General features: G+C 71.2%; 13 protein-coding genes. 7 read left to right on the plus strand and 6 right to left on the minus strand.

Annotated elements, in window-relative coordinates; translation table 11 throughout:
• Positions 1-77 precede the first annotated feature (77 nt).
• Entirely contained in the window at positions 78-1,211 is a 1,134-nt protein-coding gene (locus EV371_RS28575; RefSeq protein WP_130464775.1) for a hypothetical protein, read from the plus strand.
• Positions 1,212-1,648: 437 nt separating this feature from the next.
• On the opposite strand, the gene EV371_RS28580 is transcribed toward EV371_RS28575, so the two are convergent.
• Both EV371_RS28580 and EV371_RS28585 read right to left on the minus strand, forming a co-directional pair.
• Positions 1,649-3,796 carry a tetratricopeptide repeat protein gene (locus tag EV371_RS28580; protein ID WP_165436862.1) on the minus strand — a complete coding sequence of 716 codons (2,148 nt, stop codon included), beginning with the start codon at positions 3,794-3,796 and terminating at the stop codon, positions 1,649-1,651.
• Between the two features lie 246 nt (positions 3,797-4,042).
• Positions 4,043-4,417 carry a hypothetical protein gene (locus EV371_RS28585; RefSeq protein ID WP_130464777.1) on the minus strand — a complete coding sequence of 125 codons (375 nt, stop codon included), beginning with the start codon at positions 4,415-4,417 and terminating at the stop codon, positions 4,043-4,045.
• Between the two features lie 574 nt (positions 4,418-4,991).
• On the opposite strand from EV371_RS28585, the gene EV371_RS28590 reads away from it, so the two are divergent.
• The 4 genes from EV371_RS28590 to EV371_RS28605 all read left to right on the plus strand — a co-directional run bounded on the left by EV371_RS28590 (position 4,992) and on the right by EV371_RS28605 (position 7,847).
• Complete coding sequence (locus tag EV371_RS28590; protein ID WP_130464778.1) at positions 4,992-5,585, plus strand: DUF1707 domain-containing protein; 594 nt, start codon at positions 4,992-4,994, stop codon at positions 5,583-5,585.
• Between the two features lie 296 nt (positions 5,586-5,881).
• Positions 5,882-6,241 (plus strand): GntR family transcriptional regulator, encoded by a 360-nt coding sequence (locus EV371_RS28595; RefSeq protein WP_130464779.1) that lies wholly within the window; start codon positions 5,882-5,884, stop codon positions 6,239-6,241.
• Positions 6,238-7,158, plus strand: a complete 921-nt coding sequence (locus EV371_RS28600; RefSeq protein WP_130464780.1) for an ATP-binding cassette domain-containing protein — start codon at positions 6,238-6,240, stop codon at positions 7,156-7,158. The genes EV371_RS28595 and EV371_RS28600 overlap by 4 nt, the downstream gene beginning before the upstream one ends.
• Positions 7,155-7,847: a hypothetical protein gene (locus EV371_RS28605; protein ID WP_130464781.1), complete on the plus strand. Its 693-nt coding sequence runs from the start codon at positions 7,155-7,157 to the stop codon at positions 7,845-7,847. The genes EV371_RS28600 and EV371_RS28605 overlap by 4 nt, the downstream gene beginning before the upstream one ends.
• Here the strand turns inward: EV371_RS28605 and EV371_RS28610 are convergent.
• The 3 genes from EV371_RS28610 to EV371_RS28620 form a co-directional block, all read right to left on the minus strand.
• The gene (locus EV371_RS28610) at positions 7,837-8,673 is read right to left on the minus strand and encodes a DNA-formamidopyrimidine glycosylase family protein (RefSeq protein WP_130464782.1); all 837 of its coding nucleotides are present in this window, start codon (positions 8,671-8,673) and stop codon (positions 7,837-7,839) included. The genes EV371_RS28605 and EV371_RS28610 overlap by 11 nt on opposite strands.
• A 171-nt stretch (positions 8,674-8,844) precedes the next feature.
• Positions 8,845-10,575, minus strand: coding sequence for an ABC transporter ATP-binding protein (locus tag EV371_RS28615; RefSeq protein WP_130464783.1), 1,731 nt, complete (start codon positions 10,573-10,575; stop codon positions 8,845-8,847).
• Positions 10,572-12,443, minus strand: coding sequence for an ABC transporter ATP-binding protein (locus tag EV371_RS28620; protein ID WP_130464784.1), 1,872 nt, complete (start codon positions 12,441-12,443; stop codon positions 10,572-10,574). The genes EV371_RS28615 and EV371_RS28620 overlap by 4 nt, the downstream gene beginning before the upstream one ends.
• 274 nt (positions 12,444-12,717) lie before the next feature.
• Between EV371_RS28620 and EV371_RS28625 the strand changes: the two genes are divergently transcribed.
• Together EV371_RS28625 and EV371_RS28630 are read left to right on the plus strand one after the other, a co-directional pair.
• Complete coding sequence (locus EV371_RS28625; protein ID WP_130464785.1) at positions 12,718-13,359, plus strand: hotdog family protein; 642 nt, start codon at positions 12,718-12,720, stop codon at positions 13,357-13,359.
• Positions 13,360-13,402: 43 nt separating this feature from the next.
• Positions 13,403-14,986 (plus strand): nucleotidyl transferase AbiEii/AbiGii toxin family protein, encoded by a 1,584-nt coding sequence (locus EV371_RS28630; RefSeq protein WP_130464786.1) that lies wholly within the window; start codon positions 13,403-13,405, stop codon positions 14,984-14,986.
• Positions 14,987-15,224: 238 nt separating this feature from the next.
• On the opposite strand, the gene EV371_RS28635 is transcribed toward EV371_RS28630, so the two are convergent.
• On the minus strand, positions 15,225-16,112 hold the full coding sequence (locus EV371_RS28635; protein WP_130464787.1) for a Scr1 family TA system antitoxin-like transcriptional regulator: 888 nt from the start codon (positions 16,110-16,112) through the stop codon (positions 15,225-15,227).
• Between the last annotated feature and the right edge of the window lie 1,352 nt (positions 16,113-17,464).

Raw genomic sequence — 17,464 nt, forward strand, 5'->3', positions numbered from 1 at the left:
ATACCCATGAATGGTCACGGGTGCCCATTGGAATCGAGGCACCACAATGGGTTACCAGAAATGGCTGCCGTGAAGTGTTGATCGTCGCACACACCATTGTCAGCTGTCATCGACTGCTGGATGCCGTCGAGTTGTTGGAGGAGGATTCCCGGATCCAGACGGTCTTCACCGTCCCGCCGGACGCGTTCAACCGGGGCGTGACCCGGCGCCTGCACCAGATCGGCGCGCTCGTGCTGCCCTGGCAGCAGGCCATCCGGGAGAGGTTCGACCTCGCGCTCACCGCCGCGTACGGCGGCCTGGCCGATCTGCACGCACCCGTGCTGCTGATGGCGCACGGGGCCGGACACGGCAAGCCGACCCGACCGTCCGGCCAGCGCGGGCCAGCGTTGGCAACGGCACCGGTGTACGGGCTCGACCCGCAACGGCTGACCCGCAACGGCGAGGTACTGCCGTCCTCGATCGCGCTCGCCACCGAACACGAACTCGAGATCCTGCGACGGCAGTGCCCGGAGGCGGTGCCGGTGGCGGTGGTCGCCGGCGACCCGTGCTTCGACCGGCTCGTCGCGAGCCTGCCCGAGCGGAGCCGGTACCGCCGGGCGCTCGGCATCGACGACCGGGAGTTCGTGGTGGTGACTTCGACCTGGGGCCGGACGGGCCTCTTCGGCAACTGGCCGGACCTACTGCCGCTGGTGATGGACCAGCTCCCTCCGCAACGGTTCCGGGTCGCGGCACTGTTGCATCCGGCGGTGTGGTCCGCGCACGGCCACCGGCAGGTCCGCGCCTGGCTGCGGAGCTGCCGCGAGGCCGGGCTGATCCTGCCCGACCCGGAGGACGACTGGCGCAGCCTGGTCGTGGCCGCCGATCATGTCATCGGCGATCACGGCTCGGTAACCACGTACGCGGCGGCGCTGGGTCGCAACATCCTGCACCTCACGCCCGGCCTGGCCGCCGTGACCGAAGGCTCGGCCCAGGCGGCGGTGATCGCCGGCACCGACCGGCTCGACCCGCACCGGCCGCTGCTCGACCAGCTCCGCGTGGTACGTCCCATCGACCCGATGGCGGTGGCGGCCCGGCTCACCTCCCGGCCGGGCCGGGCGAACTCCCTGCTCCGGCAGGCCATGTACCGGCTGCTGCGGCTCCCCGAACCGGGCCGGCATCGCCGGCCGGCACCGGTACCGGAGCCCCGGCTCCGCCCGGAGCACCCGGCGTGAACGGGGCGCCGGAGCCGGTGATCGGGTGGATGGGCCCGTCCGGGGTAGCACCCCGACAGGCTGGGCTGGCGGACGTACTGGTCGCGGTCGCAGACCGGCAGGTCCTCGCGGACCGCTGCACGTACCTCTTCGGCCGGTACCCGGGGCTGACGCTGGTCCTGTTCCTGCCCGGCGGAGTCGGCACCGCGTCCGGCGGTCTGCCCGACGGCGCCGGCCACGTCGAGACCTGGGACGGGCGGCCGTCCCCGTCCGGGCGCCGCCTCGCCGCCGGGCTGCGCGACGGCCTGCTGCTGACCGTCTCGGTCGACCGGTCACGCCGCACCGCACCGCATGGCGGCGACCGGGACGGGGACTCGGACGTACTCGCGGCGGGACGTGTCGAGCAGGTCGCCAGCTGGATCTACACACACTGGTCGCTCGGCGTCGACCTGACCGGTTCAGCCGGGCGGGCTCTGGCCGCGACCGCCGGGTTCCGGCTGCACACCCGGACCGTCCGCTGGTCCCGGCGGCGACGTCGGACCGTTCCCACCCGGGCTGCCGGCCAACTCGGACAGGTGCCGGTCGACGTCAACCACTCGTGACGAATCCAGCCGCAGAAAAATCTCCCGCGCCCGCTGGTAGTGCTCCCGCGCGGCGGTGGAGTCCCCCCGCCGCCGCGCGACCCGTCCGAGCTTGCCGAGAGCCTCCGCGTACTCGTATTCGGAGCCGAGCTCGCGCATCCGCCGGGCCCCCTCGGTCGCGGCCCGATCCGCGCCGGCCAGATCCCCGGTACTGAACAGCGCGCCGGCCAGGGCGATCAGCACCCGGGCGCCGTTGTACGGGTCGACCGAGGTCAGCTCGGCGAAGATGCACTCCGCCTCGCGCAGAAATCCGATCGCCTCGTCGGGCCTGCCCACCTCGGCGAGCAGGGTTCCCAGGTTGATCAAGGTGAGCCCGATGCTCCGGTCGTTGCCGAAGGCCCGGTTGTCCCGGACCAGCCGGACGAGGAGTTCCACCGCTTCCGCCGGCCTGCCCGACTCGCGGTAAAGGGTGGCCAGGCCGGCCTCGGCATCGAGGCAGCCCCGGAGGTCACCAGCCTCCCGGTAGCGCTCGATGGCATCCCGGAGGTGCCGCTGCGCGGCCTCGTGGTCACCGAACTTGCGCAGCAGCCGCCCCAACCGCTCGAGCATCACCGCCTCGGCCCAGGGGTCGCCGCAGGAACGGGCGGCCTCGACACCGCACCGGTCGACCTCCAAGCGGTCGACATAGTGCTTCCGGTACAGCAGGAGTGGCCACACCACGTCGGAGAGCTGCCAGGCCAGCCTGGCGTAGCCGCACCGCAGGGCCGTGCGTCCCGCCGTGAAGAGGTTGGCCCGTTCCCGGTCCAGCCACGCCAGCGCCGACCGCCGGTCCGGAAACCGGGGCAGCTCGGCGGGGCTCCCGACGAAGTCGTACGGGAGCCGGCGACGGTAGGGGGTCAGTACCAGGTCGGCCCGAGCCGCGGCGGCGAGGTACCACTCGAGCAGCCTGCGGAGCACGATTCGGCGTTCCGGCTCCGGCTCGTCCGTCTCTGCCTTCTGCCGCGCGTGCAGCCGCATCAGGTCGTGGTAGCGGAAACGGTCCTCGGCGACCTCTTCCAGCAGGCTCGCTGCCAACAACGCCTCGACCAGGTCCGCCCCGGCAGGTCCCTCGGGCTCGTCCCGGCAGGCGGATCCGTCGGACCGCTCGGGACCCGGATCGTCGGGCCCGCCCGGTCTGTTGGGCGGTTCGGCGGCATCCTCCGGGCTGGTGTCTCCCAGGGCGGGTACCGGCAGCACCGCCGCAACGGCACCGATGCCGAACTCCGGGCCCGGATGCAATGCCATCCGCCGGTAGACCGCAGCAGCCTCGACCGGCAGGGATCGGTAGGAGATGTCGAAGATCGCCTGCACCGAGAGTCCGTCCACGGAGGACAGCTGACGTAACCGGTGCGTCTCGGAGGCAAGGTCCAGCGTCATCCGGCGCACGGACAGGCGTGGCCGAGCGGCCAGTCGCGCGGCGGCGACGCAGAGGGCTATCGGCAGTCCGGCACAGATCTCGGCAAGTCGAGCCGCCTCGGCCGGCTCCCGGTCGATCCGATCCGGCCCGGCCGCCCGGGACAGGAGCAGAACGGACTCCGCCGGGCGAAGCGGACTCAGCTCGATGAGTCGACCGCCGTCGGCGACCAGCCCGACCAGGCGGGCCCGGCTGGTCACCAGTACCTTCGAGCGCCCGGCGGGTAGCAGTGCCCGGACCTGGGCAGTCGAGCGCGCGCTGTCCAGGAGTACCAGGACGGCCCGCCGGGCGGTCGCCGACCGGTACAGCGACCGCCGCTCGGCGAGCGTCACCGGGACCCGCTCCGGCGGGCTGCCCAGCGCCCGGAGAAGTTCGCCCAGGGCTTCGCTCGGATCGACCGGCTCACCCTCACCGAACCCGTTCAGATCGACATGGAGTTGTCCGTCAGGAAAGCTGTTCCGCGCCTTTTCTGCCCAGCGCACGGCCAATGCCGTCTTGCCGACACCGCCGGGACCACTGAGGACCGCGAGCCCAGGGACATCACCGCCCAGAATTTCATCAAGTTCGGCCATCTCCCGCTTCCTGCCGACGAAGTTCGGGGTCGAAACCGGGAGCTGACGCGGAATTGGGGGTACGTTTTCTTCTGACGCATGAATGTGCACGTTGCCGGCAACGGAGCCGACCTGCAGGCTCGGTCCACTGACCGTTCCCGACATGACGTTGGACGTTCCCGAACCGGGTGTCGCGACGTCGTTGGTTCGCGGGTCTCCGTCGGACCGCTGTCGCACCGGCGCCTCCGCAGATCGGCGTACAGATACTCAGAGTGAGGCGTCGCCTCCGATGTCCCGGGCCTGCAGCACCCGGTCGGCAACACCGCTGAACTGGTTGATCACCCCGCCGGACTGCATCGCCAGCTCGGCTGCGGCGCCCCGCCACAACGCTTCCACCCGAGTGCGGAGATCGGGATCCGCGGCCATGAGCCGGCCGATCTTTTCGGCAAGTTCGACCCGGTCGACCTCGCCCGGATCATCTGTCGCCGCGTCCAGACCCGACGTTCCGACTCCGCTGGAACGGAATCGATCTCGCAACAACCGGTAGAGCCGTCCCAGGGCACCACCGCCGCCCGTGATCAGCGCTTCGCTTCCCTTGGTCGCCAAGGCGGTGGCAACGGCCAGAACGAGTTGATCCTGCATCGGCGATCTCCGTAATCCTCCGACAGGTCGCACCCGGGGTCACGGATTGATCAATGTGAGCGACCCTGCTCGATCATTCCGGTAACCAACACTCTACCGTCCGCACCAGCGGCACCCCCACCAACCGAGAGAACCTACGGGTTGTCCCTTGCGCGACAACACGTCAACAATACCCAAAAACATTGACGGATCAGAATAAGTAAGAGGCAAGCTGCCAATTTCGCCAGAGACATGGCATCCCGGCTGAAACCACAACGGATGCCTAGGGTAGGTTACCCGCCGTGGCCGCCGCCTTGATCATCCTGGTCGTGAATCTCGTCAGCCCGATAGCCTTGAAGCCACTCTCAGTAACATATTGGATCGCTTGGGTAATCAATTGGATGGACTGGCTGGCGATCGGTCGGAGGTCACTAGACGTGATTATTGCGTCGCTCTCCTGATATCCCCGGCGCCGAATGCCACCACTCCACTGGTTGCCGGAGACCACAACTCGAACGGTCCCTTTGCCAGCCGAGGAGACGCCGACGCTTCGGGCTGCCCCGCCTTCCGGTGCCGCCCGCTAGGCTGTGCCACCGTGGAGCGCGAATCGCAGGACGACGCCGACCGGATCCGGGTCTCCGACCGCGAGCGCGAGCAGGTCGTCGAGCTGCTCGGGACGGCGGCCGCCGAGGGCCGGCTGACCCTGGACGAGTACGCCGACCGCGCCACCGCCGCGCACGTCGCGAAGACCCGGGGCGAACTCGCCCGGCTCACCGACGACCTGCCGACCGACTCGACGGCCGCGCCGTTGCCGGCCCGCCGACCCGGGTCCGCCGTCGCCGGGCCGGCTCAGGAACGCCTGGTCGCCATCTTCGGCAACGAGTCCCGCAAGGGGCGCTGGCCCGTCCCGGCCCGACTGGAGGCGCGTTCCGTCTTCGGCGACTGCCACATCGAGTTGCAGGACACCACGCTGCCGCACCCGGTCGTCACGGTCGAGGCGACCGCGATCTTCGGGTCGGTCACGATCTTCGTACCGGAGGGAGTGGAGGTGCGGCTCAGCGGTACGGCGATCTTCGGCAGCAAGGAGTCCAAGCTGCGTGGCGCCACCTCGCCCGGCGCCCCGGTGCTGGAGGTGCACTCCAGGGTCATCTTCGGCTCGGTGACCGTACGCCCACCGGACCGGCACTGACCGCCCGCCGCCAGGCCCGGGAGGTCTCTTCGACGTCGACTCCCGGGCCCGACCCGGTGGCACGCACCTCCAATCTTCATCGCCGCGCCCGGTTCGAATGTGGCGGGCACCCAGCAGCGCTCTTGTAGCCCGGCAGCACCCGGCGGTGTGGCCGGGACGACCCCGCGAGTCGCTTCCCCGACCTTGACAGTGCGGGGCGCTGGTTGGATGGTTAGTTACATGAGTAATGAACCAACGAAGCCGAACCCGGCCGCTCCGCCCCTTGGACCCGGGCGGTGGGCGGGCGGGTCCGGCTGATGGAGGACGGGCGTCCGATCTTTCTCCAGATCGCTGAGCTGATCGAAAACTCGATCATCGACGGCACCCTCGCCGAGGAGGGTCAGGTGCCCTCGACGAACGAGCTGGCCGCCTTCCACCGGATCAACCCGGCGACCGCCGGCAAGGGCGTCAACCAGTTGGTGGACGACGGAATTCTCTACAAGAAGCGAGGTATCGGCATGTTCGTCGCCACCGGCGCCCGCGCGAGACTGCGGGACCGCCGCCGCGAGGAGTTCGCCCAGCAGTTCCTGCACCCACTGCTCGCCGAGGCGAACAAGCTCGGCATCGACGCCGACGAACTGAAACGGATGATCGACCGATGGGAGCAGGACCGATGACCACGGCGGTGCGGGCCGAGCGGGTCACCAAGCGGTACCGCGACGTCACCGCGCTCGACGACGTCAGCTTCACCCTGGAGGAGAACCGGATCCACGGCCTGCTCGGCCGGAACGGGGCCGGCAAGACCACCCTGATGCAGATCATGACCGGGCAGCTGCTGGCCAGCTCGGGCCGGCTGGACATCGGTGGAAAGTCGCCGTACGAGAACGAGGCGGTGATGTCCCGGGTCTGCTTCATCAAGGAGAGCCAGACGTATCCGCAGTACTTCAAGGTGCGGCACGCGCTGGAAGCGGCGCGGCTGCTATTTCCCGGCTGGGACGAGGACTTCGCGCAGGCCCTGCTGGCGGACTTCCGGCTGCCGCTGGGTCGGCAGGTCCGGAAGCTGTCCCGGGGCATGCACTCGATGCTCGGCATCGTCATCGGGCTCGCCTCCCGTGCCCCGCTGACCCTCTTCGACGAGCCGTACCTCGGTCTGGACGCCGTCGCCCGGCACCTCTTCTACGACCACCTGCTCACCGACTACGCCGAGCACCCCCGGACCGTGATCCTCTCCACCCACCTCATCGACGAGGTCGGCGAACTGCTCGAACACGTGCTGCTGCTGGACCAGGGCCGGATGCTGCTGGACACTGCCGCCGAGGCGCTGCGCGGCCAGGTGGTCACCGTCGCCGGGCCCGCCACCGCCGTCGACGAGCTGGCCGCGCGCAACGAGGAGCTGCACCGCGAGACCCTCGGCCGGTACGCCCGGGTGACCCTGCGCGGCACCTTCGACACCGCCGAGCGCGCCCAGGCGAAGGCGCTCGGGCTGGACCTGGAAGCGGTCTCGCTCCAGGACATCGTCATCCGGCTCACCACCGCACACGCCCGGTCCGGCGACGGCGTCGCCGGTACCCGGAAGGGGGAGGAAACCCGATGAACCGCGTGCTGACCGTGACCCGGGTGCAACTGGTCGGCTGGCAGAACACCCTCGGCTGGCCCTGGCTGCTGCTCCTGATGATCTTCGCCGTGAACTACGCCCTCTTCCTGTTGATCGCCGACCGGGAGGACAATCCGACGACCGGTGCGCTCATCTCGATCTACATCGTCGTCTTCGTCACCTGCATCCACTGGATCACCCAGCTCCTGCCGTTCAGCATGGCGCTGAGCGTGATCCGGCGGACCTTCTACCTGGCCTCCGCGCTCTTTCTCCTGGTCCAGTCCGTCCTCTTCGGCCTGCTGCTCTTCTGCTGCCAACTGATCGAGGACGCCACCGACGGCTGGGGAATCCGGCTGCGGTTCTTCGGGCTGAACTTCATCGACGACCTGAACCCGCTGCTCCAGATCGCGATCTACACGATGCCGTTCATCGTGCTCGGCTTCCTCGGCATCTTCGTCGCGGTCTTCTACAAGCGGTTCGGGCTGACCGGGATGTGGCTGCTGAGCACCGCCACCCTGCTCGGGCTGGCCGGGCTCGCCGCGCTGATCACCTGGCTGGACCTCTGGTCCGGCATCGGAGGCTGGCTGGCCGGGCAGCCGATGGCTGCCTGGTTCGTCGGCTGGCCGGCGTTGCTGGCCGCACTCTTCGCCGGGGCCGGCTACCTGACCATCCGCCGCGTCACGCCCTGATGGTCCGGGAGCGGCGCGGCGCCCGCTGGCAGCGCGGGCACCAGTACGAGTTGCGGCCGGCCTGGTCGGCCCGGAGGATCACGGTGCCGCAGAGATGGCAGGGCAGCCCGGCGCGGCGGTAGACGTACACCTCGCCGCCGTGCCGGTCGACCCGGGGCGGCCGGCCCATCGCCTCCGGCAGATGCTCGGGGCGCACGGTGTCGATCCGGCCGGTCGCGACGGCCGCCGTCATCAGCTCCACCAGGTCGGCCCAGATCCTCCGCCAGCCCTCCGGGCTGAGCTCCCGCCCGGGAGTGGTGGGTGGCAGGCCGGCCCGGAACAGCGCCTCGGTGACGAAGATCAACCCGGTGCCCGCCACGATCGACTGGTCGAGCAGCAGCGCGAAGAGCGGGGTCGGGCTGCGCCGGATCCGGGCGTACGGGGCGTCCGGGTCGGCGTCGGCGCGCAGCGGGTCGGCGCCGAGCCTGGCGCGCAGCGCGTCGACCTCGGGCGGGGCGAGCAGCTCGCAGGCGGCCGGGCCGCGCAGGTCCAGCCAGTGCAGGTCGGTGTGCAGCCGCAACCGGATCTGGCCGACCGGCGCCGGCGGCTCACCCTCGCCGTCGGTGAACCTGCCGTAGAGCCCGAGATGTACGTGCAGCGTCTGCCCACCGTCGTAGTGGTGCAGCAGATGCTTGCCGTACGCCTCGGTGGCGTCGAGTACCGTCCCGGAGATCAGTGCGGCACCCTCGGCGAACCGCCCCTGTGGGCTGCTGGCCAGCACCTTCTCTCCACCGAACAGCTCCCGGTGCCGGGCGGCCAGCCGGTGGATGGTGTGACCCTCGGGCATGGTCGTCAAGCTTAGCCAGCGGTGGTCGGCCACCCGACACGACCGGTCCGATACCCCGACCTCTTAGGAGCGCGCGTGACACTGCGCCCGTTCCGGCTGGACGTGCCGGAGGCCGAGCTCGCCGACCCACGCCTCGGCCCGCTCAGCACGCTCCGGGCGGAGGGTGAGCAACTAGCCGTGCCAGGAGCGCCAGAGGGCGGCGTACGCGCCGTCGGCCCGGAGCAGCTCGTCGTGGCTGCCCAGCTCGGTGATCCGGCCGTCCGCCATCACCGCCACCCGGTCGGCGTCGTGCGCGGTGTTCAGCCGGTGCGCGATCGCGATCACCGTACGCCCGGCCAGCACCGCTGCCAACGCCCGCTCGGTACGCCGGGCCGTGGTCGGATCGAGCGCGGCCGTCGCCTCGTCGAGGATCAGCGTGTGCGGATCGGCCAGGACCAGCCGGGCGAGCGCGAGCTGCTGCGCGTCGGCGGGACTCAACTCCCGGGCCCCGTCCCCGAGTTCGGTGTCCAGGCCGTCGGGGAGGTCGGCGTACCAGTCCGCGCCGACCGCGACCAGCGCGGCGCGCATCTGCGCGTCGGTGGCGTCCGGGGCGGCGAACGCCAGGTTGTCCCGCAGCGAGCCGAGGAAGACGTGGTGCTCCTGGGTGACCAGGGCGATCCGGCGGCGCCGCCCGGCCGGGTCGAGGTCGGTGACCGGGCAGCCGCCCAGGCTGACCTCGCCGTGCCGGGGGCGGTCGATCCCGGCCAGCAGCCGGGCCAGGGTCGACTTTCCGGCTCCGGAGGGACCGACGACGGCCAGCCGTTCGCCGGGCCGGATCGCCAGGTCGATGCCGTGCAGCACCTCGGGGCCGTCGGCGTAACCGAACCGCACACCCCGGACCTCGATCTGCTGCCCGGACGGGGCGGTGCCACGCCCGCGCGGCTCCGGCGGCACCTGACCGACGCCGAGCACCCGGGCGAACGAGGCGAGGCCGCGCTGGGCCTGCTCCATCCATTGCAGGATCTGGTCCATCGGGCCGATCGCCTGTTGCAGGTAGAGCGCGGCGGCGACCACCTCGCCGAGGGTGACCAGTCCACCGTCGATGCCGAGGCCGCCGACCAGCAGCACCGCCGCGATCGGCAACGGATAGCTCGACTCCACCACCGGATAGAAGACCGAGCGCAGCCCGAGGGTGCGCCGCCGGGTCGCCCAGACCTGCCCGATCCGGGCCCGGCCGTGCGCGACCCGTTCGTCGGCGAGCCGGAGCGCCTCGACGGTCCGGGACCCCTCGGCGGTGGTGGTCAGGGTCTCGGTCAGCTCCGCCGAGGCGGCGCCCTCGGCGAGGTACGCCGTGGAGGCCCGCCGCAGATACCAGCGGGTCACCGCGACGATCGACGGCAGCCCGGCCAGCGCGGCGACGCCGAGCACCGGATGCAGCAGGAATATCGCCCCGAACAGCAGGATCAGTTGCGCCGAGGCGATCGCCACCACCGGTACCACCTGGCGGACCGTGACTCCGACCGTGGCGACGTCGACCGAGCTGCGGGTGGCGAGGTCTCCGGTGCCGGCCCGCTCGACGACCGAGACCGGCAGCGCCAGCGTCCGCCGGACGAACTCCTCGCGCAGCCGGGCCACCGCGCGCTCCCCGAACCGGTGCCCGGCGTACTGGGCGTAGCGGGAGAGCACGGTCTGCACCAGTACGCAGCCGACGATCGCCAGCGCCAGCCGGTCGATGGTGCCGGTGCCGGCCCCGGCCACCACCTGGTCGACGATGATCCCGAGCAGCCAGGGGGCGGCCAGCCCGGCGACGGTCGCCCCGACGTGCAACACCAGGATGACGGCGACCGCCCGCCGATCCCGGTCGATCAGCTCCCGTGCCGCCCGGCGCACGGTGGCCGGGTCCGCCACCGGCAGTCCGGTCACCGCAGCGCCCCCTCGCCGTCGACGGACCCGCCGGCCGGGACCGGCTCGCCGTCCCGGGAGACCAGCGCCCGGTAGCCCGGGTCGCGGTCGAGCAGCTCGGCATGGCTGCCGAGGTCGACGATCCGCCCGTCGCGCAGGTGCGCCACCAGCTCGGCGTGCCCGAGCAGCAGCGGCGAGGTGGCGAGCAGGACCGTGCTGCGACCGGCCCGGGCGGTCCGGAGCCGCTGCGCGATCCGCGCCTCGGTGTGCGCGTCCACCGCCGACGTCGGGTCGACCAGGATCAGCACCTCCGGCTCGACCAGCAGCGCCCGGGCCAGGCGTACCCGCTGCCGCTGACCGCCGGAGAGCCGGCGGGCCCGGGTGTCGATCGGGGTGTCCAGCGCCTCGGGCAGGGCGTCCACGACGTCGTCCGCCGAGGCGACCCGCAGGCCGGCCCGCAGCTCGGCGTCGGTGTGCCGCCGTCCAGCGTGCAGGATCTCCCGCAGTGTCCCGGCGAAGAGGTAGGCGTCGTGGTCGGCGACCAGGATCCGGGCCCGCACCTCGGGTAGCCCGATCGCGGTCAGCGGCACCCCGCCCCAGGTCACCCCGCTGGGGACGTACCGCCCGAGCCGGTCGGCCAGGGCGATCGCCTCGGCCGGGTCGGCGGCGGCCACCCCGATCAGCCGCCCGGCCGGTACCGTCAGCCCGGTGGCCGGATCGTGCAGCTCGGCGGGGCCGGCCGGGCCCGGCCGCTGCCCGGCGCCATCGCCGCCGTCCCGGCTGGAGCCACCGACACGGACCGGCCCCGAACCGGTGACGCCGTCCGGACCCGAACCGATGACACCGTCCGGACCCGAACCGATGACACCGTCCGGACCCGAACCGGTGACGTCGTCCGGAGTCAGCCGGAGCAGCGCGATGATCCGGCGGGCCGCGACCCGACCCCGGATCAGGTGGTAGCTCCCCTGCATCAGGAACCACACCGGGACGATAAGCACCGCGACGTACCCGTAGACGGCGACTAGCTGCCCGATCGTGATGTCGCCGTCGACGGCCATCCGGGCCGCCAGCCAGATCACGGCGGCGAGGAACCCGGCCGGGATCGCGGCGGTCAGCGCCTCGATCCAGCTGCCGACGGCACCGACCCGGTAGCCCTCGTCCTTCAGCTCCTGCGACCGGGCCGCGTACCTGTGGGCGAACAGGTCCCGGCCACCGACCCCGGCAAGCACCCGCAGCCCGGCGACGATGTCCCCGGCCCGGGTGGTGAGGACGCCCTGCCGCTGGCGGTAGACGGACTCGGCCCGGTCCAGCCGGCGCAGCAGCGGCCCGATCAGGACGGCGACCGCCGGCACGCCCAGCAGCACGCAGAGGGCGAGCAGTGGCGAGATCGACCAGAGGATCACCGCGACGACCGCGTACGCCACGACCGCGCCGACGCCCGGGCCGGTCAGCGTCAACACGTACGAGGTGTGCCCGATGTCGGAGCCGCCGACCGTGGCGACCTCACCGGCGGCGAGCTTGCGCGGCAGTACCGCGCCGATCCGGGAGAGCTGCCGCAGCAGTACGGCGGCGGAGCGGGCGCTCGCGTCCTCCCGGATGAACGTCATCGTCCGGTGCCGTTGGATCCCGAGCTGGGCCAGCCCCAGCCCGGCGACGACGATCGCGGCGACCCAGAACAGCAGGGCACCACCGTTTCCGGTGCGCAGCCCGTCGTCGATCGCCCGGGAGACGAGGTACGGCCGCAGCGAGAGCCCGACCATCCACGCCGTGCCGAAGAAGCTGCCCCGCAGCACGCGCAGGGGCTGGCGGCGCGCGAGCCACCAGATGTACCGCAGGGGTCCCCGGGTGTCCGGCACCCCCGGTTCGGGATGCGGGATTTGCGGAGGCACCGGCCCAGGCTACCGACGGGGCGGCGACGCACCCACCCATTTCGGGCCGGTGCCGGGCGGCGGTGCCGGGCACGGTACGCCCGGTCGGTACGGGCGGATCAGCATGCCGGGCACCATGTCCGCTGGTACCGCTCTCACACCCGCCCCGCCGAACCGTCGCGTCGGCAGGCGTGCCCCCTGGACGCCCGTCGGTGTCGGCACCGGGTCCCGCGTACGGTGGGGTGGTCCTCCACCGGCCCGCGACCCGGGCCCTGACCTCGCGGAAGGCCTACCGATGTACATCCCCGCCCGGTTCAACGGGCCGCCCGGCTCCGGCAACGGCGGCTACTCCGCCGGCCTCTTCGCACACGGCGAGACCGCCGAGGTGACGCTCCGGATGCCGCCGCCGCTGGACACCCCGCTGTCGGTGCTCGACTGTCAGGTCCGCACCGCCGACGACGCCGTCGTGGCCGAGGTCGCCGCGAACGCCGAGGTCGACACCGTGGTCCCGCCGATCGGGTGGGCGGACGCGGTCGAGGCCGCCAAATGGTACGCCGGATTCGCCGACCATCCCTTTCCGACCTGCTACGTCTGCGGCCCGGACCGGTCCGACGGGTTGGGCATCTTCCCCGGGCGGCTCGCCGACGGCAGCACCGCCGCACCGTGGACCGTCCCGGACGACGTCTCGACCCCGACCGTCTGGGCCGCGTTGGACTGCCCCGGCGGCTGGGCGGTGATCGCCGCCGGCCGGCCGTACGTGCTGGGCCGGATCGCCGTGCGCGTCGACCGGCTGCCCGCCCCCGGCCAGCAGTGTGTGGTACGCGGCGCCCTCGCCTCCGCCGAGGGCCGCAAGGCCCTGGTGCACACCACCCTGTACGCGTCGGACGGCGCGGAGCTGGCCCGCGCCCGTGCCACCTGGATCGCCCTACCCGGCTGACGGTGGATGACGGGTCGGCGTGCCGGTCTCGTACGCTACGCCGATGTCCGAGGTGTCGGGGGACTTCGAGATCCACGTTACGGTCCATGCCGAGCAGGCCGGGAAGCTGGCGGCGTTCGCGGCGCAGCACGGGGTGAAGTACCTGCACATCGTGCTCGACCGCGGCGCGTACGCCTCGCAGCCGATGCTCACCCTGACCGGCCGGGGCAGCCTGGCCGAGCAGCACGCCACGGTCCGGCGTTGGCAGGACGAACTGCGCGCGGCGGGGGTGCACCCGTGCCGTGCCAAGATCGAGGCTGCACCGTGGTGCGTCGGCGTGCCGCGCTCCGATCGGGAAGCGGCGGGCGAGCCGGCGGGGCGGTACTTCGAGCACCACGTCAAACTGCTGCTGCCCGGCACGACGGTCGCGGAGCTGCTGGCCGTCACCGACGTCGTCACGCCGCACGGCGCCCGGCTGTCCCGCAACGCCCGCCGGGAGCGGGCCGACGGCGCGCAGGAGAGGTTCGTGACCCAGCGCTGCCACGGGGTCGGGCTCGACACCGCCGGGCAACGGCTCGACGCACTCGTCGAGGCCCTCCGGTCGGCCGGACACGAGATCGTGGCGGTCGAGCAGGAGTACGTCGTCTTCGACGACCAGCTGTCGCACGACCAGGGCTGGCTGACCGACGTTCACGACCGGCACACGAGCGACCAGGCGAAGAGACACGAGGACAGGATGAGGATCGCACCGGCCGGTTCCCCGAACTATCCGCCGACCTACCGGCCGCTGCCCGCCGAACCGGCCGTCCGGCAGCGGGCGGCGTTCGACCCGGCGCTGAAGCAGTACCGGCACGCCTACCGCGCCGGTGAACCCACCTTCCTGGTCGCGGCCACCGGTGAACGCTGGTGCGGCGCCCGGCACGCCGCGATGAACCGCATCCTGACGGCGATCGCCGCCACGCGCTGGGGAGCCGAGCATCTGGTGCTGCGCGGCAGTGTCACGATGGCGGCCTGGGTCGGCGGCGCGGCGTGGGAGCCGGGCGACCTCGACTTCGTCGTCACCCCGCACACCGTCACCAGCGACAGCGCGGACGCCGGCGCGCTGCTGGACGACCTGAAGGCCGCCGTCCGGCGCATCCCCGAGGACGACGCCGGGCTGCGGGCGGACCAGATCACCGAGACGGCCATCTGGACGTACGAACGCGCGGACGGGCGGCGGTTGGCGATCCCGTTCCACCCGCCGGAGGCGCCGGAGGGCCACGTGCAGCTCGACATCGTGTTCGGTGAGCGGCTCCCCCTCGCACCCGAGGCGCTGATGCTGCCCGGCGTCGACGAGCCGGTGCGCGCCGCGTCCGCCGAGCTGTCCCTGGCGTGGAAGCTGCTGTGGCTGGCCACCGACATGTACCCGCAGGGCAAGGACCTGTACGACGCCGTGCTCCTCGCCGAACACACCACCGTCGACCCGGCCCTCGTCCGTACGCTCATGCGACCCGAGCTCGGCGCCGAAGCCGACACCTTCACCGCCGAGACGGTGCTCGGCTGGAAGGTGGACTGGATTAACTTCGTCGACGAGTACCCCGGCGTCGGCGGCACCGCACAGCAGTGGGTCAACCGGCTGGCGTCGGCACTCGACCGGGCCTGGGCCTGACCCGCGTCGCGGCCCGGGATCGTCGGTCCACCTCGGGTGCGGACGCGGAGGGTGGAGGCGGGCAACCGCACTCCACCCCCACCGACCCGGTCCCGGGCAACGGCGGGCTACCGAACAGCGTCCGACGACTCGGTCCGGCACTTCCATCGCCGGCCTGCCCGTCGTCGATGTCTCCCCACACCGACGACGTACGGCAGGCTACCGGCTGCGCGATGGTGATCCGGTCGCCGTAGGAGCGTCAGCCGCCGTATTCCTCCGCCACCGTCGTGATCAGCTTCCGGGACAGCTCCTCGGTGAGGCTGATCTCCTCGAAGTCACGCCAGACGGCGGCGTGACTGTCCACCTCGTGCGGCTTCTCCAGATAGAGCGCGCCGGTGAGGCCGCCGCTGTAGACGATCGACGGCTCGATGCGGCGCCCGAGTCCGTCCTTCGGGAACTCCAGGATGGCGAAGCCGCCGTTGGCGCGCTCGGCCCGGTAGAGCCCGGCCGAGAACGACAGTACCCGGATCGAGATGTTCGGCTGCTGGCTGACGGCCACGAGGTGCCGTAGCTGTTCGCCCATCATCTGCCCGCTGCCCGCGACCCGGCGCAGCACCGCCTCGTCGAGGACCACGTCGAGCTGCGGCGCATGCCGCCGCCGCCCGTTGAGGATCTCCTGCCGGGCCAGCTCGACCCCGACCGCCCGCTCGCGCTCGACCGGCCCGAGTTCAGGATTGACGATCCGGACGACCTCCGAGGCGTACGCCGGTGTCTGTAGCAGCCCTGGGACGAACCGTGGCTCGTACATCCGGAGATGGCTGGCCGCCGCCTCCAGCCCGGTGTACGGCTCGAACCATCCGGGGATGGTGTCGCCGTAGGAGTGCCACCAGCCGCGTGCCCTGGTTTCCTTCGCCAGCCCGGTCAGGGCCTTGGTCATTTCTGGTGACGCACCGTATATCCGGCACATCGCCTCGACGTCCAGCGAGCGCATGCTGGTCGCCCCGCTCTCGATCCGCCAGATCTTCGGCATCGACCACTCCAGCGCCTCGGACACTGTCTTGATGGTGAGCCGGGCCTCCTCTCGGAGCTGGCGTAGATGCCGCCCGAGCGCCCTGCGAGGAACGGTGGAGTCCACCCCTGCCTGCACTTCACTCCCCCTCTCGGTTATTACGTTTCGAGCGAACCTTTCACTCGATGTGTAACGTCCACTGAGCACTCTCCGTGATACCCGCAATTACAGATCGCTAGAGGGAAATCGTTCAGCCAAGACGTAATATTGCATTATTTCGCGCTCTAGTAAAGCATCGATCGCATGGCAGCCGAACCTCTGACGACCCAAGCGGGGGAAACGGAAATGTGGGACCACGACCCCACCGCTCCCCTGTGGACCTGTACCGGATGCGGCGACGACTGGCCCTGTGCGGTCCGAAGGCGACAGCTACGAGCGGAGTTCGCAGGCAGTACCGTCTCACTCCGGTACTACCTCGCCCATCATCTCGTCAACGCCGCCGAGGATCTGCGACACGTTCCGGCCGGCTGGCTGCACAATCGTTTCATCGCCTGGACCGACCGGGCTGCGGATCCACCGCCGTACACGTCGGCCGACATCCTCGTCAACAGCTATCTGCTGGCCGACTCACACAGCCCCGATCGGTTCGGAAGATGCCCCGTGTGTGGCGATGCCGTCAACTGCTGGGTACGGCTCGACCCGAACGGGCCCGGCTTTCTCATCCCGGTGCCGTGATGCACGGGCCACCCCGCCCCGGAATGTTGGTGCAGGTTGGGGCGGCCGCGAGCATACAGTTCAGCGGTCGGCGGGGACTGCTGTTCAGGGTGACCCGGGTGGACGAAAAGCCCACCTATCACGGCTGGTGCTGGCTCACCGGTTACACAGTCGACGAATACGGTGAGGCCGTTCAGCGACGTGAGATCTACGTCCAGTTCGCCGGCCTGCGCCCGGTCCGCCACCCCCCGCAGAAGCCGAAACCTCTGCCTGCACAGCGGCGCGACAGGACACAAACCGGCCGGCGTCCCCTCCGGGTGTAGGCGGACCCGGCGTGCGCAAGTCGGATTGACGTAGGCCACTGCGTAGACGGTCCTCGACCGGCACCGGATGTGGATTTCCAGCATCGGACTTCCTACTCGCCCTCCACGCATCCTCTACTCGCCTTCGACGCACCCACTACTCATCTCTACGCCGTCTTCTGGTGGTCGGTATGCCGGCAATCGCCGCTTCCGCATCACGACGGCAGCCGGTCCCGTGAACGGTACCGGCAGCCGAGGCGGCGGCGCCCCGCACAGGAACCCGGTCGGCAAACCATGGGAGGGGGCGACCGGGCTCAGAAACGGGCGCCGCCGCCCGGCAGTATCCGGCCGGCCAGGTCGAACGTCGGCTTGGCGACCTCTGCACGGTGTCGAACATCGGCTTGGCGACCTCTCCAACGGGACAGCCGGACAACCGACGGTGCCGGGATTACCGGATGGTGCCGGACTACCGGA

Source organism: Plantactinospora sp. CNZ321 (assembly GCF_004217235.1).

Coding starts and splice junctions, on each gene's coding strand:
- EV371_RS28580 (WP_165436862.1), bottom strand. CDS start 3,796: ATGGCCGAACTTGATGAAATTCTGGGCGGTGATGTCCCTGGGCTCGCG.
- EV371_RS28585 (WP_130464777.1), bottom strand. CDS start 4,417: ATGCAGGATCAACTCGTTCTGGCCGTTGCCACCGCCTTGGCGACCAAG.
- EV371_RS28595 (WP_130464779.1), top strand. CDS start 5,882: ATGGAGGACGGGCGTCCGATCTTTCTCCAGATCGCTGAGCTGATCGAA.
- EV371_RS28600 (WP_130464780.1), top strand. CDS start 6,238: ATGACCACGGCGGTGCGGGCCGAGCGGGTCACCAAGCGGTACCGCGAC.
- EV371_RS28605 (WP_130464781.1), top strand. CDS start 7,155: ATGAACCGCGTGCTGACCGTGACCCGGGTGCAACTGGTCGGCTGGCAG.
- EV371_RS28610 (WP_130464782.1), bottom strand. CDS start 8,673: ATGCCCGAGGGTCACACCATCCACCGGCTGGCCGCCCGGCACCGGGAG.
- EV371_RS28625 (WP_130464785.1), top strand. CDS start 12,718: ATGTACATCCCCGCCCGGTTCAACGGGCCGCCCGGCTCCGGCAACGGC.
- EV371_RS28630 (WP_130464786.1), top strand. CDS start 13,403: ATGTCCGAGGTGTCGGGGGACTTCGAGATCCACGTTACGGTCCATGCC.